This window comes from Novosphingobium sp. HNCC26BN242, assembly GCF_057180525.1.
The window spans coordinates 164,405-188,651 of record NZ_JBXUGM010000003.1 but is presented as its reverse complement, the minus strand read 5'-3'; the positions used below and the strand labels follow the sequence as shown (position 1 = coordinate 188,651).

Here is a 24,247-nt window from a genome sequence, read left to right as displayed (position 1 = left end):
GCCTTCGAGGTTTGAGGCAAAATGGCCCAGAACAAGGCGGATGGGCGAAGGAATAGTGGTTCTATTTCATGGCCATCCAACGCGGTGATAGGCCATTTTGGCCAAATCCCTTTGGGACGCTGGAACGCCCCCCTCCTTCTTTCCGCATTGCCTGCAAACTTCGGCCGAAACCCATCCTCAAAGGGGGTCGTTAGTGCTGGAGTTTGCAAATAGTAACGTAACGGCAAGGTTGCGGACTGGCACGCGTCATCCTGCAACTCCAGCGACCAAAAACTAACTTTCGTTCAAAACTCTCAGTCCTCATTGATCAGATTAACCATCATTTTCGTCTCATTTTGCTCCACTTGGCTCATATTAGTCCATTTTGAAGTATTAATATTGCAGATTTATTGGTTTTGGTTGTTCTCCTTGTAAAGGTAGATTGCCATATTAACGAAGTCCGGTTAACGCTGCACTGCAACAAGAACTGCAAGCTGCCCGAGTCTCTTATCGGTTCAGGCACTTGTGTATTGTGGGGTAATGGCGCCATGGCGAGTTTGGCTTATGCAAGCCAGCGCAGCAAAGTGCAGCAGTCGTGCGGCCCGCGCGATTTTGTTCTGCGCGCGTGCGATATTGCCTTGGCAGCCTTTGCGCTGATTTTCTTTTTGCCACTTATGGCGATAATTGCCTGCACCGTACTGTTTGCAGGAGGATCGGGACCAGTTCTTTTTGCTCACCGTCGGATCGGCAAGGACGGACAATACTTTTATTGTCTGAAGTTCCGTTCAATGGTGCAGGACGCAGACATCAGGTTACAGCAGCTTTTGCATTCATGCCCCGAAGCTCGCCTACTATGGGAGCGGGACCAGAAACTGCGCAACGATCCACGTATAACGCCGATTGGAAAATTTCTTCGGAAGACCAGTCTTGATGAGCTACCGCAGTTCTGGAACGTTCTTGTGGGTGACATGAGCATCGTTGGGCCCCGCCCCATAATCGACAACGAGCGCGCTCGCTACGGTCGCTACCTGCCCTATTACATCGGGGTAAAACCGGGCATCACAGGGCTGTGGCAGATCAGCGGCAGGAATGAGGTAAGCTATCGTCGTCGTGTCGCAATGGATGTGGCTTATGCACGCTCTCAATCCATCTCGCTGTACCTCAGGATCCTGATAATGACCGTACCTGCGGTGCTTCTCACGCGTGGATCGTCATAATCCGAATGCGAGGGTGAAACGCTTGGTACATGAAAATACGCCGCAAAAGCGCAGGCATCCCGAAATGCAGCGCTTCTTGAGGTTGAAAATCAAGACAAGCAGCCTTGCGAACGATTTATCCGCCCGTCAGTAAAGCCGGAAGCCTCAGCCTCCAACTTCAGGCAAGCATCCAACGTCAGGCCAGATTGCTAACCTGTCGTCGCAAGCCATACGAGCATGGCCCACATGCTAGCCGAAACGACCACTGCCACTAGCATATGCTCACTGTGGCGGAGAAAAGGTGTGGTAGAATTTCTACCGTTTGCGAATTTGAGTTTTGTCAGCCTGATCGATTTGACCGAGCTTTGCACTATGCGTGTTGTGACGACAACCTTGCCCATTGCGACCCTCTCTTTGACCCAGCCGTCTTCGCGGCTTCTCATTTTTCCGATGTAGCGTATCACAGCAAAATCGATGATGCCAGATTGTCGTTACGTTGCATGCTCAAGAAGTGCTCCCACTTAGGATCAATCGACCGTGCAGAAGCTAAGGGCTGAAGATGCGCCTGACAATCAATGCCCTGTCGACGCATCAGATAACGCCATCATGAACGATATGCGGGTGTACTCTCAGTCGCGCCGAAGATCGCGGCCAGGTCCTATAGTGGCAATATTGGCGATCATTGCCGTCACTGGCGCTATTCTGGCGGTAGCTTACCTGCTTCTTGCATCGCAACCTTCTGCCAAAGCGGACAGCCTTCCAAGGTTTGCAAACGACCGCGCCTCAGGCTTGGTCAATCCGCAAGTTCCGCTTCCCCGGGTTGATGATCTCGTCCTGATGACAATTGCGCCTGACGATGCGCGCGCTACCAACGCGAAGGTTCCGTTTTCGAATGAGCCGAACCCGCCAGCAGCGCCATACTTTTTTCCTACGACCGGATCAGGCTATGAACGTGCCGTAGACTGTCTGGCTGCAGCCGCCTGGTATGAGGCGGGGGATGATCTGATCGGCCAACAATCGGTCACGCAGGTCGTTATAAATCGCGCACGCCATCCAGCATTCAAGCCATCCATCTGCTCGGTAGTTTTTCAAGGCGCAGAACGGCAAACCGGTTGCCAGTTTACTTTCACATGCGATGGCTCGATGGTACGCCGCAAGCCTTCGCCAATTGCCTGGCAGCGCGCCCGCACCGTCGCCCGCCTTGCGCTGGCAGGTTACGTCTTTCGTAGCGTCGGCCATGCAACGCACTACCATACCAACTGGGTAGTGCCTTACTGGAGCGCCAGCCTCGACAAGATCGTCGCGGTTGGTGATCACCTCTTTTTCCGATGGGATGGCTGGTGGGGAACGCCAAGTGCGTTTTCGGTTCGACCATCAGGCAGCGAAGCGCCAATTTCCCGGTTGGCGAGCTTGTCACCAGTACACGCCGAAACTTCCGAAAATCCTGAAGGAATAGCACTGGCCGCAAACAGCGTTGGTACCGCCCTGCCGAATGGCGTCACTTGCGATAATGGCTGCACTGATGATGCAGGCTTGTTGGCCGAGAGAATCAGTGGTGATTCCAACATCATACTTGCCCGCATTACCGGAAAATATGACGGCTCCCGGTTGCCAATTCTGGCAGCAGCGCTTTGCGGTGTCCGGCCGCGTTGCGTTGTTATGGGATGGACCGACCGTGAGCGTATTCCGTTATCCCTCCCCGCAACTACGACACAATTGCAGAGCATGGACTTTCATTATGTTCGTGATCCGGCCTTGGGCGAAGCTCGTGCACGCTGGAACTGCGTCAGGTTCGCTGCAGGTGCTTCAGGACAATGCCTCAGTCATCAAGGCTTTGCCGGGGTTGCGACGCAGCCCATAAGCTAGGCAAGCAGATATCAGGGCGGTGGAATGGAGAAACGGGACAAGTCCGAACGATTCAACAGGTGCGCGCGCACCGACAAAGCACAAGTATGAAACGGCAAAGGTGCCGAACTCTGTCGGCCGCAAAGTTACGCGGAAGAGCAAATTCAGCGCCAGTGCAGCAGCAATCGCGCCAAACAGCACGGCCCCCGCGTATCCAAAATGGACAAGAACCTCCATCAGCGAGTTATGAAAATTGAAGCCACGCTTTCCCGAGATGCCGGCGAAATTCCAAATGATTTCCGCTTCAGGGTTGCCGGGATACCAGAATGCATTGTACCCCAAGCCAAGCGCAGGATGTGCTTGGATAACCGTCCACGCACGTGCCCAGATATATGTGCGCCCCGTCAGGGTCGCGTCCTTGCCGGCACTTGTCATCACGGTTTCCATCAGTGGCTGGAACCAAAGGTCCTGCAGCGCAAAAGCAATTGCGCAACCGCTCAGAATTGTCAGAAGCAGGATCATTCTTGCCGACAAGGGCAACACCCGCCCGGGCTGCATGCAAACCATGCCTGCAGTTGCAATGACAGCAGCAACAAGCGCCCCGGTCGAATCCGCTTTCAGCACCATCCAGATATCGACAGCCAGAATTGCCACGGCAGACAACACAAGCAGTGGTTGCCGGTTGCGCAGACCACCGACGATTGCGGCTCCTGAAACAAGGATGCCTACGCCAGAGGCATCGGCGGCAATGTTCTTGCTGGCCATGATGCCAACGAATGCCTGCTCCACAACCGTGGATCCCGCCCTGCCCACATCGACATAATTGCCGATCACAAGCGAAGCGATAGCATGCGCGGCAAAAGCAAAGAACAATCCAACGATGGCCTGATCCCGGCTCAAGGCCACTCCGAGGATTACGCCGACGATGATGGTTAAAAGATATTCGATGCCGTAATAGATCGTAAGTCCAGGAACATTGGACCACAAAGCTGAAAATAAAGCCCATAGCGGCAATATGCCAAGCAAAGCCAATGCAGGTGCCATTTGGCCAAGACGGTCGCGGCGGAAATAAAGGAAGGCAGGCACGGACGCTACGATGATCAGGGCGCTGACCGAACCAAGTAGCTGGACGAACAGCATCGCCGTCATCACGGTGGCAATCCAGGCCCCATCAAACCAGGCCAGCATGTCGCGAGCCCGGCCCACCGAGCCCAATGGGCGGGCGACCGTCCCATTGTCTGCAAATTCAATGCCATTTGCGCGCATCATATTGCCTTGCTTGCAGCAGTATCAGAAATAGCGTTCACCAATGCGGATAGTGTCGCCAGGGTTGATCCACACTGGCCGTCCTTTTTCGAGTTTCAGTTCGACTTCGGCACCGCCCGCCCGACGAATGAACACCTTCGACTTGCTTGCACGGTAAGTATATCCCCCTGCCGTTGCGATGGCCTGATCGACAGACAGGGCATTGGCATAGGGATACTGCCCGGGTCGGCTGACTTCTCCGAGAATATAATAGGGCCGATAACTGAGTACTTCGATCGTCACGCGCGGATCGATCAGATAACCTGCGGCGAGCTTGGCAACGATAGCCTGGCGAAGCTCCTCAACGGTCTGCTGTTTTGCCACGACGCTGCCGATGAGCGGAAAGGCAATGTCGCCTTCCGGGCCTATCGCATATTCTCCGTTTACCGATTGTTCACCGTAGACCGTGACACGAACCTTGTCACCCGCATCAAGACGGTAAACCGGCGGCGCAACGGCCGAAGCAACATCTGACGCGACACCCGACTGTGCCGCGCAACCAGAACACACCACCAGCGAAACCGCCACTGCCAGAACCAACCGAAAACTCATAGCATGCTCCCTCGGGGGTCGCCCCCAAACTCATTCACCCAAACCGATCCCGGCGCTTGGTCCCAGGCTGTGCCGCATCGTCAGACTGTGTATCCTCTGGCATTTCAGGACCAGTTGGTTGCCGTCTGCAAAAGAACGATCTGATCACAGTCCAGAATCACGGCCGAAAGAATGCCTGATTTATAGGCTCCTGTGTCAATACTGATGCGATTGGCGTGGACTTCTACATCGTTTACCACGTTATGGCCATGGATGATGATCGCGCCATGATCGACCGGGCTTTCCATGAACTCCCGACGGATCCACAACATGTCCTGCTGATCCTGCTTGTGCAAAGAAACGCCCGGACGGACGCCTGCATGGCAAAAGAAATACGGCGGTTCGTATAGCCGAACCGGCAAATCCATCATCCATTCAAGGGCATCGATCCCAATGCCGTCGCGCAGTCTTGCCGCGAAGGAAAAGCTGCCTTCTCCTTCGTGCGGTGGCGCCACACCCATGCTCTGGAGCATCGCATGGCCACCATGCGCCAACCAGAGTTTCTGTGCATTCTCATCGCCATGGGTGGCTGCAATGAAAGACTCTTCGTGGTTTCCTCTCAGCACCACGAAGTTCGGATAGCGGCGGCTCGCCTTACGCAACAGTTCGATTACTTGCGCACTACCCGGGCCGCGATCGATAAAGTCGCCGAGCACGATCAGCTTCGCCTGCTTTTCTGAAAGCTGTGAGATTTTTGCGTTGATTGCCGGAATGAGCGCTGACAGCAGATCCCAGCGGCCGTGTATGTCCCCGATCGCAACCAAGCGTTTTGACGGCGGCAAGCTGCTGGGCAAGATACCCCAGGCTTTGCGCATCAATGGCGGGAATACCCTTTCGACAACGCGTATACCCGCCCGATGGAACACGGGTGTCGGTTCTCGTTCTTCCGTCACCGCCAAGGTCATAGCTGATACTGGAGCACCGCAGCCAGAGGTAAATATCGTGGAATGTTGCAATGCAAAAAGCTAACATGTCTTGAGCCCTGTTGCAAAGGTCGCTGCATGATAAGCTTTCTGATTGCGAACTATAATGGAACGAAATTTCTTCGTTCGGCAGTAGATTCGGCCTTGAATCAGCGTTCCGTGGCAGTTGAAGTGATCATAGCCGACGATTGTTCGACTGACGACAGTGCCGATATTGCCTCCACTTTGGCGCGGAATGATTCCCGGGTTCGATTTGTCGCACTCGAATCAAATGGTGGCCCTGCTGCAGCGCGAAACGCCGCCCTCGAAATTGCACGCGGCGAATGGGTTGCGGTACTCGACAACGATGATCTGTTGCATCCTGATCGCTCTGCCCGCCTGATTGCCGAAGCCGAAGCATCCGCCGCTGACATGATCGCAGATGACCTCGTGCTGTTTGACGATGATGGCGTTCTGGCGCCCCATCGGTTTCTCGACCGTCGCAGGACCGAAACCAGCCAGTGGATCGGTTTGGTTGACTATCTCGAACAGACAAAAATGCATGGCCGCGCGCCAAATCTCGGTTTCCTCAAACCAGTCTGGCGGCGTTCCTGGTTGATTGACCAGAAGTTGCGGTACGACCAAAAGCTGCGCATTGCCGAGGATGATGACTTGTGCCTGCGCGCCTTGCTAGCGGGTGCGCGCTACCGGCTCTTGCCCGAGCCACTGTACTTCTATCGCAAGCATGGCGCTTCGATCTCGCACCGTCTGTCGCCTGACCATGCAGACCGGATGGTCGCGGCAATTGAGCAGCTTGCACCGCAATTCGTCGATCAATCACCAGATGTGCGCAAAGCGTGGTCCACGCGTAGCCGATCAATCCAGGCGGCTTGCGCCTTCTCGCACATGATCGATGCCATCAAGCAGCGCCAGCCAGGCCGATTGGTGCGCCATGCTCTGACCAAACCGATGGCGCTTGCGCTGTTCCGGCAGCCCATTGGCGCGCAACTGGCCCGCTTGTTTCCGCAGCACAAACCTTCAGCGGTGGCTTCGCTGAACAGCAAGGATGTGATCATAATCAGCCGCCAGCGAATTACTGGCCCAAACAACGGCAGTTCGGCTTACTTGCTCGCTTTGGCCGGAGCCGTGCGCGATGCTGGTCGCGTTCCGCATCTCCTTCAGCCATCTCCTGCACTGTTCGGTCGCACGCCATTCCATAGCCTTTCCCCGGAAATGGCGGTATTTGCATCCATCCGTACGCGCAGCACGGTAAGGATAGGTGACTGGCAAGTTGCGCTGTCGGCCGGGATCTGGCTGCGCGCAATCCATGGCATGGCGACACGGATCGCGGGAACATTTGGTCTGGCGCGGGGATTGCTCGCGGAACGCAAGGCACCATATGCCATTTCCACACCGTGGACTGTGCCGGATAAACTGTTTGTTGCGCGCCATGCCCGTGCGCGTGGTTATCGCCCGGTCGTGCTGCTGGACTATCTTTTTCAGACCGAGGCCCTGCCTTTCCTGATGGCTCCCGATGCACAGAGCGCTATCGTCATGCACGATCGTTTCAGCGCGCGCGCCGCCCAGTTCGATGCCAATGCGCAAGACAGCGTTGCGCTGCTCGATGAGGCTCAGGAAATTGCGTTGTTGGGTAAAGCTAGTGCGGTTATTGCCATCCAGCAGGATGAGGCAGACTTCATTCGCACACGCCTTCCCTCAACCCGGGCAATTCTGGCACCGATGGCCGCAGACGTGGCCCCCTCCGCCACCCCCGGTGACAGCCGCACACTCCTGTTCGTCGGCAGCAATACGGCACCGAATGTGCATGGATTGAACTGGTTCCTTGCAGAAGTATGGCCACTGGTGCTGCAAACCTGCCCCGATGCCTTGCTGCAGGTTGCCGGTAAGGTTGCTGACGCAATTCATGCAAAGCCGGCTGGTGTTGCGATGCTGGGGCTGGTTCCCGATCTGGCACCACTCTACGTCAACGCAGGTGTCGTCATCTCCCCTCTCCGCCAAGGATCGGGTCTCAAGATCAAGTTGGTCGAGGCAATCGCCCATGGCAAAGCCTGCGTGGTGACCAGCGTAACTCTGCAAGGTGTCGCCGATCTTCTGGGCGATGCTGTTATCTGTGCAGATGAAGCCAAGCCCTATGCCGAAGCAATCATCACGCTTCTGAACGCCCCTGCAGCACGGGCCGGACTGGCAGAGCGGGCACGACTGGCTGCCGAGGCCCACTTCGGTAAGAATGTTGCGTTCTCGGAATTTCGGGAGTGGCTGGTTTCTGCCAGCAATCAGGGTGCCGATCAGGTTTAATCTGATTTCGGCGTAACCGACCAAGCCCGGATGTAATCGATCTCCATTTGAGCGGGGAAACGGGTTTCTGTGTCAGGGTCACCCGGCCATTTTCCTCCGATCGCGAGGTTCGCAACGACATACATCGGCTGATGCATGTCCGCAGGCGTCGGCTCGCTAGCCGTCAACCTGTCATCAATGAAAAAGCTGATGCGGTCTGCTTGCCAAAGCATACCATAGTTGTGGAATTGCCGATCATCGGCTGGCCCGCTTATTGTGTGTGTTCCTTCCGAGCCGAACTTGGAATGCAGCGTCTGATAGCTGACGCCCGGTTTATCGCCATGCGCCTCGATAACGTCGATCTCTGGCGGCCAACCGCCCTTGGCCGGAAGCAGCCAGAATGCTGGCCAGACACCCTTCCCCCCGCTCCAGCGGGCGCGGATCTCGAAGTAGCCGTAAGTCTGGCTGAAAGCCCTGCGCGACGATATCAGGCCCGAGCTATATGCAACGTTGCGCAATTCGGTACGCGCTATTTCGGGCGGCTGAAGTGCCACATCGGTGACCACGATCGCCTTTTGAGCCGCTGACAGTGGCCTCGCCTCGATAGTCAAGATGCCGTTGGCGATTTTGAAGGGATCAATACCCAGCCCAAGAAAATCGCGGTCAAAGTACACTTGCCGCTCATGATTGTTCCACAAATTGCGCTTGGCAATTGTGGGTTCTTCCTTTTCGGGCCGGGCAAAAGTGAAGACCCATTTGCTGTCATCCACCGCCCTGCCTTCAAACTCGTCATCGAAAGTGGGGCTTGCACCAACTCCAGCCGGAGGGCCGGACGCAGGCTTGTCTGGTTGCGAAGGCAGGCCAACGACAAGGGCTGCCACCAGAATTGCCAGCGGGACCATGTATAACCATCTCCTTCGTAGCATCGAGATCAGGCCGGTCCGGCCAGCGGTTCAGTTGTGTGGCGGGGAAGCTTGCCAAACAGGACTTGGCCGATGAACCCGGCACCCCATGCCAGATGCATGATCGCTGCGGCCGCTCCGCTAAGCGCTGCACACCACGACCGAGCTCGCAAACCGATCATGGCACCGGTACAAAAGCATAGACCAAGCCAGCCAACCAGCGGCAAGGCCAGCACCAACCCAAGCAGGCCGCCGAACACCAGCGCCAGACATGCACATGCGCAGGCCATTGGCGCAAGCAGCGGCACCATCTGGCGCAGTTTTGGACGCATTCGGTGAAGCGCCAAAGTCTGCGCCCGTCCTTTGCCATAATTGCGGTATTGCTTCCACAAAGCTGCTGGCGTTCGCCGAGGATAGTATTCGATCATGCATTCCGGCTCCAACCAGATCCGGCCACGGCGTCCCAGCCGGTGATCGAGCTCGGCGTCTTCATTGTGCGACATCGCCTGATTGTAGCCGCCGGCGGCCATAAACGCCTGCACACTCATCAAGGCATGGTGCCCATGATCGACAAATCTACCCTTTGAATCGGCCGATCGATGGGCCGATCCACCTGTGCCAAGCACAGAGTTTTGCGCCGCAGCTGCCGCCTGTTGAAAGCACCCTTTGCCGATGGTGCGCATCGGAACCACAACCGATACCGCCCCTGAAGCTTCAACCGCGCGGCGCAAGTCTGTGACATATGTTTTCGGATATTTGCAATGCGCGTCGATCCGCACGAACCATGTGTGACCATGGCCGTATGTGGCGACCGCCCGGTTGATCCCCGCGCTCTGTATACGGTCTGGGTTGTGCATCAGGATAACGTGCGCGTCACGTTGTGCAATCTGCTCCACATGTTCGCGGGTACCATCCGTACTGCCGCCATCTGCCACAACAATCGTTGCGTCGGCACATTCATCGCGCAATTGCCGAAGCAATTCGGGAAGATGAACGATTTCGTCCAAGGTAGGGATGATCAGCAGCATCGGCGCGTTCATTCCTAATCGCCAACTCGCGATGATCCGGCAAGCGCGTCGATCAAGTCCACGCAATCTGTTTGGTTCGCGATCAAGGCCGACGAGGGAACCGCTGTTACGTCGGCGTGAAGTTGGTCGAACCGATCCTTGGTCATTGCCATTATTTCCCCAAGAACCGCTTCCTCAGCGTTATCGACGATCAAACCGACAGTGTGATCAGACATCCACTTGCCGATTTCGACCGTCCGAAGGCCGATCGGAACGGCACCATGCGCCAGCGCTTCATACAACCGGTTTGGCAACAGCCATTCCGAATTCAGCCCCTCCTCGAAGAAATCTATCGCCCACGCAAAATGGCACTCACTGTACAGGCCGGGCAAATCAGCGGCCGTGTAGGGGCCAAGATAGCTAAAGTCCGGCACGCCAGCCACCATCGCTTCAAAGTCTTCGAAAACCGCAGGCGATGGCCGCCCGGCGATCAAAATACGCACCTGCCCTTCAGACTGCCGGGCAAGACGCGCCAGAATGTCGAAGGTTTTGCGGCACCGCAGCATGCCGAACCACCCAATCACCCACGGCGGCCCCAAAGGCGCAACAGGTGATTGTGGCCTTATTTCGTGCGCGATTGGTTCGCCAAGCTTGAGCACTTTGTTTTCGACGAGGTGCACTGGCGGAAGATTGGTGATTCGCTGGCTAAAGTATTCGCGTATGAAGGCAGGCGACGAAGTCAGGACAAGATCTGTCTTCACCAGCAAGGCCTTCTGCATTTTCTGAAGAGTTTGTGCCGGAATGGATGATTCTATCAACAAACGATGGATATCAAGACATTCATACACAAGTCTTGCCCGAGGCGCCGCTGTGCGCGCCTTCGCCGCCAATGCGAAAGCCTCAAGATTTCGCCCGACCAACACATCTGCACCCGCCGCCACCTGCCGGATCGTGCCGGGGCGAAGCCATTGCCATAACACGGCAAGAGCCCGCTGCATCATCCGCGCATCGCCCGTTTGCCCCAGATCGACCACAGGAAAACCGTGCAACTCGGTCAGTTTTTCATGCCTCCGCCGGAAACCGGCAACAATTACGTCGGCTCCTCCCGCGCGGAACATCTGCAACCGGCGATCAACAGCGGCATCGTGCAAATCGTGGACGAAGTAAGCGATCCTCATATGCCCCCAAGGCCAGCGCGGTGAAGATACGGATGCCAGATTGCATGCTGCAATGCAAAAACGTATCGTCGAGGTAAAGCTGTGGCAACACCCTCTAGCGTATCAGCTTGGCTCAATTTGGCCCATTTCTCTAATCCAAGGATAGTATCGGACGCCAGACAGTTGTGCGATACCCGCCGCCACTTATGCAAACAGCGCAAGGATCTATGCCCAGAATTTCCATCGTCATGCCAGCCTACGAAGCGGAAGCGTCATTAGGCGCCGCTGTTCGTAGCGTCATCGCGCAGTCCTTTGCCGATTGGGAACTGTTGATTGTCGATGATGGATCAACGGACGGTACTCTAGCAATTGCCCGCGATTTTGCGGTGCAGGATTCACGTATCCGTGTGCTCACTCAGCAAAATCGCGGAGCATCGGCGGCACGCAACGTGGGCCTGCGCGAAGCACGCGGCGAATGGATCGGGTTTCTCGATTCGGACGATTGGTTCGATCCAAAATTCCTGCAATCCCTGCTTGGTATCAACGTAACACATCCCGATGCTGGCGTGCTCTACTGCGATTTCGCGTTGGTCGATGCCAAGGGCACTATTCAGGAAGAACAACGGGTTCCCGATCTGTCCGATCCGTTCGGCGTGCTGGCCAGGCACTGCGCTTTGTCGGTCCATTGTGCGCTGACGCGTGCAGACATCATGCGCAAAGCCGGAGAGTTTGACGAAGAAATCGTTATCAACGAAGATTGGGACCTGTGGCAGCGGATCGCACGGACTGGCACGGAATTCAAAGGCATCCGCGAAATTCTGGCATTTTATGTTACGCGGCCCAACTCGCTGTCGCGGCGCAAGGTGCAAGCCCTCGCCACAGACGGCATTATCGTGATCGAACGCATGTTTCGCCCCGATCCGCGTGTTCCGTCGGCAAATCCGCGATATCGCAACGGCTTGCCAGCCGAAGATCGTCTGCCGCTGTTGCTTGACTGGATCGTGATGTGTGCGGGGAATGCCGTCGCATTTGATATGGACGCTGTCGCCTTTCTTGATCTGGTCCCGGACATCGGTGATGCTTTCTTGTTCCCTCAAGACGCTGCCGGGTCGTTCATCGGCGCACTTGCATTTGCCAGGTGTTTGGATGTTTCTGGCCTAGCTGCCATATGGGATGATTTTGAACCGGGCGCAGACACCTTCTGGAAAGCCGTCGGCGTCAGGCTTGGCCACCAGCGCCCTGTCGACATGGCCCGCGCATTCCAACTCCGGCTTGTTTTCGGGCCAGTCGCCTGGGTTTCCAGATACCGTGGCCTTACAGTCCATGCTGTTGTGGTGGACATTGCAAAACCGCTTCCCGCTATAGATCCGGGTTCAGCCGACATTGTGCTGGTCGAACTTGTCGAGGGCGGCATCGCACTGGGATTGGTCACAACTCCTGCTGTCGGCACGCTTTCTGCGCAGATGCTGGCGCAGGCGATCAGCCGTAACGCGGCCTACTTCATCGACCGCCGAAAAACGATCAAGTCGCTACCAGCTTTGAAAAAGGCAGAACTTCTGGCGCACGCTACGCAAGATCTGCTCCGCAATCGCGGCTGGGGTATCAGGCGCCTGATCAGCAATGGTAGAACCCGTGCCGCTTCAGTGAAGCAGCGCGCAAGGGCGTCAGTTGTCCACGGGTTCGGGCAACTGCTTACGAGCAATTTGCGAGGGCCCGAAGCCTCACTGACGCAGGACGACAGCGTACTTGCCAGGCTTACAGCCGAAGCAATCGAAACCTGCGCGCATATCCCCGCAGCAAAGATGCCGGTCGCCCCAGCCGAAGCGCAATGGGATACCAGTGTGGAGGTCAACTCCGTGGCATACTGGGATCAGGTCTTCGCCACCGAGAACCCGTGGGCCTATGACAGTCCATATGAACAGCGTAAATACGAGCAGACACTCGAACTGATCCCCCGCGATCGCCCGCTGCGCGGGATCGAACTGGCCTGTGCCGAAGGGCACTTCACGGCCCAGCTTGCGCCACTGATCGACGATCTGCTTGCCACCGACATTTCACACACAGCCATCGGGCGGGCCGCGGCAAGGTGCAGAGCAGGAGGACAACCGCATGTCCGCTTCGATCAGCTCGACTTCTTCAACAACCCTTTGCCGGGCATGTTCGATCTTATCGTCTGCAGCGAAGTTCTTTATGAAGCCGGCACCCGAGAGAAGCTGAACCAGATTGCGCAGAACATCGCCACGCATCTCAATCCAGATGGTGTGCTGGTAACGGCCCATATCATCGAGGTAACCGAGGAGCGTGACAGGTCTGGTTTCGATTGGGGCGGTGTCTTTGGTGCAAAGTCCATAACCGAAGCGCTGCTTGCTACAGGTGAGCTCCAGCTTGAGGCCCAGATCGAGTGTGAACTCTATCGCGTTCAGCGCTATCGCCGAACCGCAAAAGGCATACCCTGCCAATCACGCAGCGAAGACATGGGCGCTCCACCCGAACGTGAATATGCATACCACGTCGTTTGGGGTGGCACCCAGTCCACGTGGAAGGAGGTTGAACACGAGCGCGCCCTCGCAGTCCCCGTTCTGATGTATCACCGCATTGCCGAAGCTGATGATGGACCGGAAAGTCTTGCGCAGTACAGGGTGTCGCCTGCCATGTTCGAGGCGCAGATGCGCTGGCTGCGCAGTAATGGATATCACGGCATAACGCCTCAGGAATGGTTGACAGCAGTGCAGGAGCGCCGCGCCATCAGCGGGCGCCCGTTCATGCTAACATTCGATGATGGCTATCGGGATTTCGCGACGACAGCGTGGCCGATTCTCGGTCGTTTCGGTATTCCTGCCACGGTCGCTGTGGTCACAGATCTGGTCGGCAAATCCGCCGAATGGGACCGCCGGTTCGGCAACACTGCTCCGTTGATGAGTTGGGAAGAGATTGCCTCGGTCGCAACAGAAGGTGCCATTATCGCCAGCCACAGCGCAAGCCACGCTCCGATGACGGCACTGTCCGGCACCGAACTGGTCAAGGAGGCCCTACGGTCCCGCGAGGCGATCCGCAAAGCCATCGGCAGCGCACCCGAAACAGTTGTCTGGCCATATGGAATAGAGGATCTTGCAGCAGTCCAGGCATTTGCAAATGCTGGCTACACCACTGGCTTCGGCACGCGAAATGCTTCGGCAACCATGCTTGACGATGTAATGCGGCTCCCTCGTATCGACGTGAATGGCTTCGATGATCTTGAGACATTTGCGTTGAACATTCGGCAGATGGATCAACAGACCGGGCGCCTGCACCGATCGAGCAAAGCATGACTTTGAAGGAAGCCGGTGTCGAACTGGACTCGGATGGTGGCACTGCCAAAAGAGTTACAGTCGAAGCACTGGAAGCATTTGACGAATTCGACGATCAGGGCACGGCCACGATCGATATGTTTGGACTGGCTTCCGTTGTGCGCGATGTGATGCCTTTCTGGTCAGGCATGATGTGGGCAGTTCCCGCAGTCATAGTTCTTGGCCTGATTGCCTCTGCCGCAGAGGGTGCGGGAATTGGCGTCGTGCTGTTGCTGCTTTCAAGCTTGTTAAACGGCGAAACCACCACTTCCCTTTTCGATGAGGGCATTCTCGATCAATTTGCGGCTTCGGTCATCGCAGTGACTGGTGGCCAAATCTGGGTGCTGGCCACGTTGACTGCTGGCATAATGGCTCTGCGCATCGCGGTCAGTGTCACCAACGATATCGTGACGACATTCCTTGAAGGTCGCATATCTGACCGCGTCCGCGTATCACTCTTTCAAAGTCTGGTCGCCATGCCGATGGAAACGGCACACGCGCGCCCAGCGGGTGATGCGCTGGTGGTCGTAAATCACCACAGTTGGCGGATTGCAGAGGCAACTGACGCAATTTCAAACATGGTTCTCAACGGCGTGATCGTGATAACGCTTGGGGGAGTAATCGTTATGCTCACTCCACAGATCGGTGCAGTTGCTGTCGCCGGCACACTCGCCTTTTCGTTCGCGCTCAGGCCATTGGCGCGCGCTTCTGAACGTGCGGGTGAGCAGGTGGCCGAAGAATCGCGCCAGTTGAGCATGATCGCACTGCGCACCTTGCAATCGATGAGGGCAATAAAGGCCTTCAGCGGTTCGAAGCGCCAGTTGCAGGCTTTTGCCGAACATTCCCGCCGTCTTCATGTGGCTGCCAATACCAGCGACCTGCTGTCGAGCATTGGCGGTTCGGCAAGCCAGGTAACCTCTCTCCTCCTTCTTGTGCTCATGACTTTGGTTGCACTTTGGCAGGGCCTGACATTGTCGCTGCTGCTGGCATCCGTCGGCTTGCTTTATCGGATGCAGCCCTATGTTTCTGCGTTTGACACTCACCGCCTCAGGCTCGCGGTTCTCGTTGCTCCAGTCCATGCTGTAGCCGAAATCTGTCGCGCCGCACCTGAGAGCATGACCCGGAGCGGGACCAGTGCCCCCTTTACCGGAATGAGCACGGGGATAAGGCTTGATAGCACCAGCTTCTGCTATCCCGGTCGGTCAACTCCTGCATTGAAACCCCTGTCCGCTGAGATACCGGCAGGAAAATGGACCTTGATCGATGGTCCCAGTGGGAGTGGCAAATCCACGCTCGTCAATATCCTGTTGGGCTTTCTCAATCCGCAACAGGGCAGCGTGAGTGTCGATGGCAGATTGCTGCAGGAGATCGACATCGACGAATGGCGGGCTACGCTTGCAGTCAGCGGCCAGGATGTGGAGCTCATCGATGGGACACTGGCGGAGAACATTCTACTCGGACGGCCAGATGCCGACCATGCCAGTCTGATCGAAGTGATGCAGGTTACCGGGCTTGATAGTGTCGTTAAAGCCCTGCCCGATGGACATGACGCACGCGTGGGCGATCGCGGCCTTACACTCTCGGGCGGGCAAAGGCAGCGCGTAGGCCTTGCGCGTGCGCTGATCACCGATCCGCAGATCCTGATCCTGGATGAGGCTACGAGCGCTCTCGACATCGCTTCAAGCGAAGCAATCATGGCTGCCATCGCCGACCGCATGAAAGGCCGGACAGTCATCCTGATAGGCCACAGAATTGACGAAGCGATCCCTGCCGCGCACCGGATCGATCTGGCATGACCGCCCCGGTCATCACCCGCATGGCGAGTTCGCAAAGCGAAACCTCAATAAGGTTCGGCGCGCACGCTGGGCAGTTCGATACACTCAAAACTTTCGCAGGCTCTTGGGTCTTTGCCCATTTTTCATGCCGCGGGCGTGAAAAGCCTATCAAAGCATCTGCAACGCCCCTTCCGCTATCCGCCAACGCTCATACGTGGCATCACGCCGGCGGCGGTTGCTTCATGGTACCGCGCTGGACAATCATCCGCCAAAGATGTTGCCAACTGTGACATTGGTCTCGGTCATCATCCCGGCATACCGCAACGTGACCACGCTTTCGCGTACGCTATCAAGTCTGCTGTCCCAGAAGCACAAGACTTGGCAGGCGATTGTTGCTTGCGACGGGGCTACCGATGGAACGCTGGACATTGCCCGTAAGGCGGCCGAATACGACCGGCGTATCATGGCGCTCGATCTGCCTCATCGCGGCCCTTCGGCCGCGCGAAATGCCGGCATCGAAAAGGCCAGTGGTGAATGGCTCCTCTTTCTCGATGCGGACGATACAGTTTCGTCTCGTTTCATGACCCACATGCTTCAAGTTGCCGCACGCAACCCCAGCGCTGACATAATTGCTTGCGGATATGATCGCTTCGATGAACTTGGCCGCAATTGTGGAAGTTTTCCGCCGCTTCCGCTGGACCTAGATGGACTTGGCATCTGCGCCGCCGGCCCACCGGGCGCGATCCACAGTTTTCTAGTACGCAAAGTAGCAGCAACGCGTGCGGGCGGTTTTGACGAAAGCCTCCAGACCAATGAGGACTGGGACTTCTGGCTCAGGCTCGCCATCAACGGCAGCCGCTTCGCCACAACGCCCCTCAGGCTTTCCCATTACTGGTCCACGCCCAATTCCCTTACCCGCAACATGCAGCAGATGGTGTGCGATTCACGCCAGATGATAGAACGTATTCGCAACCTGAAAATCCACCCCCGCGAGGGCCTTGAACAGTTCGATACCAGCGCCTTCCCAGTCGATGATCTGGTTTTGCGCAGTTGGATGTGGAGTGCTGGTGTCGCCATCGGTCAAGGTCGCGAACCACCGCCTGAATTTGACGATCTAACGCACGAAGTCGATTGTCGTTACCAGAAGCATGAGCTTGTGCTGCGTCTCTACAACGGCCTGGCCATAGGCAGCGGAACGGGCTTTGTCGCACTTGCGCAACGCTGGACAGGTCTTCGCGTCGGGGTCGAAAGGCTTTTGGCAACCCTCAGCGATCATACTCGTGCGCGTGAAACGACACGCCCCATTGCCTACGCATTGCAGAACCTGATTGCTCGCAATGGTCATGTTAAAGGGCAAATGGACTTTGGCTTGGTGATCGCTGTCCCATTGCGGCTGAAGACTATGATTTGGGGCTACCGGCCGCAGACCAACGCCGATCAGATCGTCTTTCAACTGCCGTTTCGCCCCGTCAGCTGGTTCAGTTTCGATGGCCCACTGACCGGGCCTTTGACCGGTCGCGATGTGCGACACATCATCGGGCGCAGCATCACGACCCGGATAGAGCAGCGGCTGGTGAAACGCCCCGTACTGTCCGCGCCAACTCGCGCAAGGCTGGCGCGAACACTAGCGCTTATCCGCAGACTCCTGCCAAAAAGGGCAAGGCCCAATGCTGCAACCCGGATTCCAGACAGCGCAAGGCCGATAGTACAAAAGGTCGAAGCCGAAATCAGCAGCGCACGCTCTGTCGCAAACCACGCATCATTGGCCAGCGCTGCTCAGCACCCGGATCATACCTCTACCGCTGCTGACTGGGACCGCTTTTTTGAAACTGACAATCCATGGCGCTATGACAGTGACTATGAGCAGGCAAAGTATGCACGCACGCTATCGTTGATCCGCCCGAAGGCAGACGGTCACGCGCTAGAGATCGCTTGCGCCGAAGGGCACTTCACCGCGCAATTAGCCCCCCTGTTCGACAAGCTGACTGCGCGAGACATATCCGCCCGTGCCATATCACGGGCCCGCGCCCGCACCGCTGCGTGCAACAACATCACTTTCGAACAGGCCGACGTCTTTCGAACCGGAATTTCGGGCAGCTTCGATCTGATCACCTGCTCGGAAATGCTCTATTTCGCCCCATCGGTCGAGGCAGTCGCGCAACTGGCCACGCAGATCGCAGCAGCCTTGCCTGTTGGCGGGCAGTTCGTCCACGCCCATGCGTTCCTTATCGATGAAAGACCTGATCGCACCGGCTTCGATTGGGATGGCACCGCAGGAGGGGATCGCATCTTCAGCATCCTGTCCAACACCCTCGGCCTGCACCACGTTCGCTCCATCGTCACCGATCTTTATCGTATAGACCTTTTCGAAAAGGCCGACCCGGCACAGCTGCTGCTGCCCGCGCCCGTTATCCAGGAGTTACCGCTGGAATGTGACCTGCAAGACCGCGTCGCCGCCGATGTCATCTGGAATGGTGCCGTCATCACCCGGCGCGCCGCCTTGCAGAAGCTCACCAACCGTCACGTTCCCGTCCTGTTGTTCCACGGCGTGCGCGGGATCAGGACCGATCTTGCCGAAGAATCATTCCGCCTGACATCCAAAGAATTAAACCACTGCTTGCGCCAGCTTCGGCGCCACGGCTATCGCTCGCTCGACATGGCCGAATGGGATCGCGCCGCGCGTTACAGCGGCAGGCTGCGTGGCAAACCGCTGTTGATCACCTTCGACTTCCTCGATCGCGCACTGATTGAACACAGCTGGCGAACCGTACTGCGCAACGGCTTTGCAGCTCACGTCTTAACTACGCCTGATGAGCTGCTGGCCGTTGCCGGCAACGAAGCGACCGTGCATCGCTGGATCGCCAGCGGCCTGACCTTTGGCAGCCGCCTTGATGGCCGCGCGCCCGATACTTTGCCCTCCACCGAATTGCTTGAAGTCGCCGCTACATCCCGCCTGCGTCTGGAGGCAATAACCGGCACGCCGATCACGACTGTGGCCCCCCCCATGGGCATGGCCGATAGTCGCATCACCGAACTTTTGCGGATCGCAGGCTACACCCGCTGCTTTATGGACGACGGCGGCCCAGCTCCGCTTGCCGGACTGGAAATGCAGACGCCAAGAATTGACATGGCAGCAGATCGATTTGCCGTTGAGTTACAAAACATTCTTGAAAATGCCCGCGAAGATTGACGCGTGTTGATCACGAGGATTTGTCCCATTCTGGATGCACTGACCCTTTGAATGCTGCACTGCACTATACAAGACTATGGTACTGAATTATCGTCAACCCAGAAGCAGGTAAGCCAGAATTACAGGGTATTTTCGAGGTCATGAGCAGCATTACTGATCGCGTGCTGCGTGGCACCTTGTGGGTATCGCTTGCCCGGTTTGCGGTGAATATTCTTGCGATCATGAGCACGTTCGTGCTCGCCTGGTTTCTTGGCCCCGAAGATTTCGGTATCGTCGCCATCGCCAGCACAGTCATTTTCATCGTTTCGGTGTCGACCGAATTGTCACTTTCATCTGCGCTCGTTCGGCATGCGGCACCAGAAGAATCCCACCTAAGTGCAGCATGGACACTGAACGCAGTACGCAGTCTCGCTATCGGACTTCTGACCTGTGCGATATCTTGGCCGATTGCGAATGTTTTCGATGACCAGCGTCTTGTCCCGTTGCTATGCGTTTTCGGGGGTAGTCTGTTCATTTCCGGTTTGGCAAACCCGCGGATAGCCATCGCTCAGCGCGATCTGCAATTCTGGCAGGAGTCTGTCATCCAGATAGGCCAGAAGCTGGCCGGTCTGGTCGCATCTTTCAGCTGGGCCTATGCTTTCCGCGATTACTGGGCTCTGGTTGTCGGATCTGTCGCCTCGCAGGTCACCTACTTGATCCTTTCCTATGTGGTCATCCCGTTCCGCCCCCGTATATTGTTTCGTCACTTCAAAGAGTTCTTCGGCTTTTCAGGTTGGCTCCTCGCCAGTCAGATCGTCAACACGCTGAATTGGCGCTTCGACCAGTTTCTAGTCGGCAAAATGTTCGGGGCAGAGACCCTTGGCACCTACAACATGGGCAGCACTCTTGCACAGATTGCGACCCGCGAAGCGATCCTGCCGCTGACCAAGCCACTCTTTCCGGCTTTCGTCGCGATACGATCAGATACCGCGAGGTTAGCTGGAGCATATCTGCGCGTACAGTCAATCGTGACGGCTGTTGCGCTTCCTGTCGGGGTGGGCCTGTCATTGGTTGCCGAGCCACTGGTCCGGCTCTTCCTTGGCTCGAAATGGATTGGAAGTGTTCCCTCGCTTCAGGCCATTTCGATCATCGGGGGGCTGCAAGCGCTCGGCATGCTGGTGGGTCCGCTGGCGATGTCGCTCGATCAAACCCGCAGCCTTTTTCAGCGCGATATCGTGATTCTGGCGGTCAGACTTGTCGCATTAATCGGGGGAGCCTTGCTGATGGGGGTTCCCGGTGTCATAGTAGCCGTGGTGGCAACGGGTCTTTTCATACTTTTTCTGAACCTTGTATTCGTGAAAAGACTGATTCAAATAGCAGTTTTTCACCAAATCTTTGCGAACAACCGAGCTTTGGTGTCAGTATTGATCATGGCGGTTTTTGTAGTCTCGGGTGATCTGTTCACTCCAAAGGGAAGCGATTGGTTATCTCAAGTGATCAGGCTGGCGTCGCTGGTTGGGGGAGGTGCCGTGACGTATCTGACCTCAATGGCGTTTCTGTGGAGAGTGCAGGGCTGTCCAGCAGGTCCTGAATCTGAAGGACTGGTCGTTCTGAGAAAGGTCCTGAGCAAGGTATCGCACGCAACCGGGAAGACCATACCGTAAAGGCGGATCGGACAATCTCATTCAGTTCTAAAACTGTCTGGTTTGCAATTCTTTCGTGGAAAAGGAACAATTGATGAAAACTACTTCCCGAAATCCCAGCACTCTTACAATCCCCGATCGTGTAGCACAAAAGTTGATCCGTATGGCGGTAGCAACGCCTTTCATACCATCCCCACGACGCTATGACATTACAATAAGCACTAAGCACAAGTTTGTATGGTTTCGTAATCCCAAGGTCGGGACGCAGACCATTTTTAATCGTCTCGCTGACGATGCGGTTGAATTAGAAGTCGATAGTCCTTACGGAATTCACTATCTTCCAAAGCTTTATTCTGAATATTTTAAGTTCGCATTCGTCAGGAATCCCTGGGATCGTCTGGTTTCTGCGTGGCACAATAAGGTGGTTGATCGGAATTTTTATAAATTCGATGAAAAAACACATAGCGAACTGAAGGATTTCTCGAATTTCGTCGAGTGGGTGGAAGGTCTGGATCAGAAGACGGCAGATATTCACCTGCGGCAGCAAGTCACAATGATTGATATTGACAACTGCGATTTTCTGGGTCGCATGGAGAACTTTGAGAAAGATCTCGGGACTGTCTTCGACATCATTGGCCTGCCTAACAAGAGCCGTAGAAACGAAAACGTTACCTTGGTTCGCAAGACTTACCGTGAATATTACACTGATGATTTGAAAGATCGGGTCGAAAAAATTTATCGCAAAGATATCCAGATCTTCGGATATCAATTTTAACGCAACTCACTTTAGTCTGATTAAAGTTGACTGCGGCGCAGGTGGATCGGTTTGTTCCCATCCGCGCCGCACCGTATCGTGCGCGATGCGCAGAACCTCGCGCCTCCCATCCTTCCTTGCATAGACCCGAACGGTCGATCAAACCGCTCGTTACTCTTGAGAATTCGCCTGAAGTTGCAACCACAAGACCGGCCTGTCATCGTTGCAAACGCCTCCAAGGATGAAGGGCAACGTAACGATCGTGATCTAAGTCAATGCCGCCTGCGCAGTAACCGCGCTGCCACGCGCCGGCCAGTACGGATCCATAACAGCAGCCACCGTGCCAAAAGCCCTGCCCGCGCCTCTGCCATCTCTGGCCATAGTGTCGGCCCATGACCAAGGTTGAAACGTTGGCGCCACCGATAGGGAACAAGTTGCATCAACGCGGTGTTAAGCCGCCAGGGCTCCGCAATGGCATGGGCTCCAGACTGTTTGCCGTCAGTTTCGGCCAGCAGTTGCGTTAGACCCGCAAGCTCATAGCGGTGCGCTTGCGATACGAAGTGCCTTAACAGCGTATCTGTCAGAACAGTCACCTCGTCATTGCTGCAATCTGAAAGAAAAATGGTATCGGCGATACCCGCAAACTGAGCGATCCGGTCGGAGAGGTTCTGTGTCGCGGCTTGACGGACATTCGATACATCGCCTTCGGTTGCGCAATAGTTGCCGTCCGCAGTGCGGGCATATCCTGTCGCAGAACCATGCGGCGCCAATCCCATCAGATGTTCGACAAGAATTCGGCGGTCGAACACAAAGTTTGCGCTGCCATTGCGATCGAGACACCATGCCTGTTCGTAAAACATGGCTGAAGCCGGCCCTGCTATCGCTTCGGTCACGCGATGCAACGAAAGTGCAAGGTAGGCGCCTTCGCCAAATCCATTAGGGCCGTGGGCGTCGAGTATTGATTTGAATGCAGCCTGAAGATTGAGGAACCAGCCAACATCGAAAATCAGAAAGGGCGTTCCATCGAACATGCCCTCTTGTCGAAGGTAACCGACCACGTTGGCGCGGCGCTCCTCCAGTTCTCTTTGGCGCACATCGGAAAGTTGCACGTTGTCGATGGCCGAGACTAGCGCGTATATGGCCGCGTCATCACGTAAACGCGTGTCTGGCAAAATACCGATGTCGCCACTTGCCAGGCCGGGCTCCACCTCGGCCCAAAAATAGCCCAACCGCTCAACGATCTGTCGCGCCGTCAGGTCACTCCAGGATTGCTTGATCCAGAATGCGCCAAAGGCACCCAGATGGGGAATGGCGGCAATAAGTGAGCTACGCGACAGCCGGACATAACGAACGTCGATATCCTGCATTGCCGTGGGCATGCAAGACGCCGCGCGCCAGGGAACATAACCGTCGCGCGCAACAAAATAGATGCGCTTTGTTCCGGCATTGCGCGCCAGTTGCGCGGTCCAGCAGGCGATCAGCACGCCTAACGGTCCCAGAAACGCAGTAACCTCGTCACCTGCCCGTGCCGCACCGCTCTGAAGTCGGGCAATCCGCATCGCTGCCGCCATATGCGATGCCGCCATACCTACACCCGGTGCGGCCAGCACGGCCTTCTCAGCGGCGTTCAGCCGTGTATCAGGATAATGTTCCGCATTGATCCCGCGACGGCGTGGCTGATTGTAATCACTAGTAAGATTATCGCCCAGATGGAATAGCTGGCTAGCTGAAATCCCTTCGCTGATCAGAACATGGTCAAACAGCCTGCCGCTATGCTTCAGCAAACCAATTTCGCTCGATGCGTAAATCTCGGCTTCGTCTGTGCATAGATCGAATTTGGACAGCCATCGAAACAAGGTCTGGCAACGGTAATAGATGTCGGAAATGAAGATTACCCGGTGACCTGCAGCCCGTAAATGCGCGATCCGCTCTGCTATTGCAGGGTTGGGCAACAATTGCTCTTCATCACAGGCAATCTCGATTGCGCAATCTTCTGCGCAAATGTGTCCGGGCATCAGCCGAGCAAGCTCTGCCCATACCGCCTCGATTGTGCAATCTTCAGTGCCTGTGGCTGCATGAGCCCGCGCGTATGCCAGATCTCTGGCCGAGAGGAATGTCTCCACGAACCGTTTGCGATTGCCGGATAAGCATTCCCGCTGGGCCAGACGTTGGCCGACAAGCTTGATGACATCGCTCGAAATAGCAACTTTGCGGACGAGCACGGTGTCAAATACATCGAAGGAATAGACTTTGGTCATGCGCCAGCCATCCCGCCAAACCAGCCTGCCTGCATCGCGCAGTCCTTCATAAAGCTGCCAGTCTCAGACTCTGCTCGCGCAGCCATGAATGACGTTTGCCATGCCCAGATGTGCCCGGCGATGCCCAAAAAGCGCGGACTTTA

General features: G+C 56.2%; 15 protein-coding genes. 8 read left to right on the top strand and 7 right to left on the bottom strand.

The window, feature by feature from the left end; translation table 11 throughout:
* Positions 1-395: 395 nt before the first annotated feature.
* Both AC2A1F_RS12985 and AC2A1F_RS12980 read left to right on the top strand, forming a co-directional pair.
* Entirely contained in the window at positions 396-1,196 is an 801-nt protein-coding gene (locus tag AC2A1F_RS12985; RefSeq protein WP_484209196.1) for a sugar transferase, read from the top strand.
* A gap of 651 nt (positions 1,197-1,847) precedes the next feature.
* Complete coding sequence (locus AC2A1F_RS12980) at positions 1,848-3,041, top strand: cell wall hydrolase (protein ID WP_484209195.1); 1,194 nt, start codon at positions 1,848-1,850, stop codon at positions 3,039-3,041.
* On the opposite strand, the gene AC2A1F_RS12975 is transcribed toward AC2A1F_RS12980, so the two are convergent.
* The 3 genes from AC2A1F_RS12975 to AC2A1F_RS12965 all read right to left on the bottom strand — a co-directional run bounded on the left by AC2A1F_RS12975 (position 2,982) and on the right by AC2A1F_RS12965 (position 5,821).
* The gene (locus AC2A1F_RS12975; protein WP_484209194.1) at positions 2,982-4,289 is read right to left on the bottom strand and encodes an O-antigen ligase family protein; all 1,308 of its coding nucleotides are present in this window, start codon (positions 4,287-4,289) and stop codon (positions 2,982-2,984) included. The two genes, AC2A1F_RS12980 and AC2A1F_RS12975, sit on opposite strands and share 60 nt — an antisense overlap.
* Before the next feature lie 21 nt (positions 4,290-4,310).
* Positions 4,311-4,877, bottom strand: coding sequence for a polysaccharide biosynthesis/export family protein (locus tag AC2A1F_RS12970; protein WP_484209193.1), 567 nt, complete (start codon positions 4,875-4,877; stop codon positions 4,311-4,313).
* Between the two features lie 104 nt (positions 4,878-4,981).
* On the bottom strand, positions 4,982-5,821 hold the full coding sequence (locus tag AC2A1F_RS12965; RefSeq protein ID WP_484209192.1) for a metallophosphoesterase family protein: 840 nt from the start codon (positions 5,819-5,821) through the stop codon (positions 4,982-4,984).
* Between the two features lie 42 nt (positions 5,822-5,863).
* On the opposite strand from AC2A1F_RS12965, the gene AC2A1F_RS12960 reads away from it, so the two are divergent.
* Complete coding sequence (locus AC2A1F_RS12960; protein ID WP_484209191.1) at positions 5,864-8,134, top strand: glycosyltransferase; 2,271 nt, start codon at positions 5,864-5,866, stop codon at positions 8,132-8,134.
* Here the strand turns inward: AC2A1F_RS12960 and AC2A1F_RS12955 are convergent.
* Genes AC2A1F_RS12955 through AC2A1F_RS12945 form a run of 3 tightly spaced genes read right to left on the bottom strand, consistent with a single transcriptional unit; the run spans position 8,131 to position 11,173 of the window.
* Positions 8,131-9,015 (bottom strand): glycoside hydrolase family 16 protein, encoded by an 885-nt coding sequence (locus AC2A1F_RS12955; protein WP_484209190.1) that lies wholly within the window; start codon positions 9,013-9,015, stop codon positions 8,131-8,133. The two genes, AC2A1F_RS12960 and AC2A1F_RS12955, sit on opposite strands and share 4 nt — an antisense overlap.
* Positions 9,016-9,044: 29 nt before the next feature.
* Positions 9,045-10,055 (bottom strand): glycosyltransferase family 2 protein, encoded by a 1,011-nt coding sequence (locus AC2A1F_RS12950; protein ID WP_484209189.1) that lies wholly within the window; start codon positions 10,053-10,055, stop codon positions 9,045-9,047.
* Positions 10,056-10,057: 2 nt separating this feature from the next.
* Entirely contained in the window at positions 10,058-11,173 is a 1,116-nt protein-coding gene (locus AC2A1F_RS12945) for a glycosyltransferase family protein (protein WP_484209188.1), read from the bottom strand.
* A 233-nt stretch (positions 11,174-11,406) separates the two neighbouring features.
* Here AC2A1F_RS12945 and AC2A1F_RS12940 point away from each other — a divergent pair, with 233 nt between their 5' ends.
* The 5 genes from AC2A1F_RS12940 to AC2A1F_RS12920 all read left to right on the top strand — a co-directional run bounded on the left by AC2A1F_RS12940 (position 11,407) and on the right by AC2A1F_RS12920 (position 21,867).
* Positions 11,407-14,487, top strand: coding sequence for a trifunctional glycosyltransferase/class I SAM-dependent methyltransferase/polysaccharide deacetylase (locus tag AC2A1F_RS12940; RefSeq protein WP_484209187.1), 3,081 nt, complete (start codon positions 11,407-11,409; stop codon positions 14,485-14,487).
* On the top strand, positions 14,484-16,301 hold the full coding sequence (locus AC2A1F_RS12935; RefSeq protein ID WP_484209186.1) for an ABC transporter ATP-binding protein: 1,818 nt from the start codon (positions 14,484-14,486) through the stop codon (positions 16,299-16,301). Before AC2A1F_RS12940 ends, AC2A1F_RS12935 begins: the two co-directional genes overlap by 4 nt.
* A gap of 193 nt (positions 16,302-16,494) precedes the next feature.
* The gene (locus AC2A1F_RS12930; RefSeq protein ID WP_484209185.1) at positions 16,495-19,470 is read left to right on the top strand and encodes a glycosyltransferase; all 2,976 of its coding nucleotides are present in this window, start codon (positions 16,495-16,497) and stop codon (positions 19,468-19,470) included.
* Positions 19,471-19,610: 140 nt separating this feature from the next.
* A complete protein-coding gene (locus AC2A1F_RS12925; RefSeq protein ID WP_484209184.1) occupies positions 19,611-21,113 on the top strand; it encodes a lipopolysaccharide biosynthesis protein in 1,503 nt (500 codons plus the stop codon).
* Positions 21,114-21,186: 73 nt separating this feature from the next.
* Entirely contained in the window at positions 21,187-21,867 is a 681-nt protein-coding gene (locus AC2A1F_RS12920) for a sulfotransferase family protein (protein ID WP_484209183.1), read from the top strand.
* 251 nt (positions 21,868-22,118) lie between these two features.
* Here the strand turns inward: AC2A1F_RS12920 and AC2A1F_RS12915 are convergent, their stop codons facing one another.
* Positions 22,119-24,104: a hypothetical protein gene (locus AC2A1F_RS12915; RefSeq protein ID WP_484209182.1), complete on the bottom strand. Its 1,986-nt coding sequence runs from the start codon at positions 24,102-24,104 to the stop codon at positions 22,119-22,121.
* Positions 24,105-24,247 lie beyond the last annotated feature (143 nt).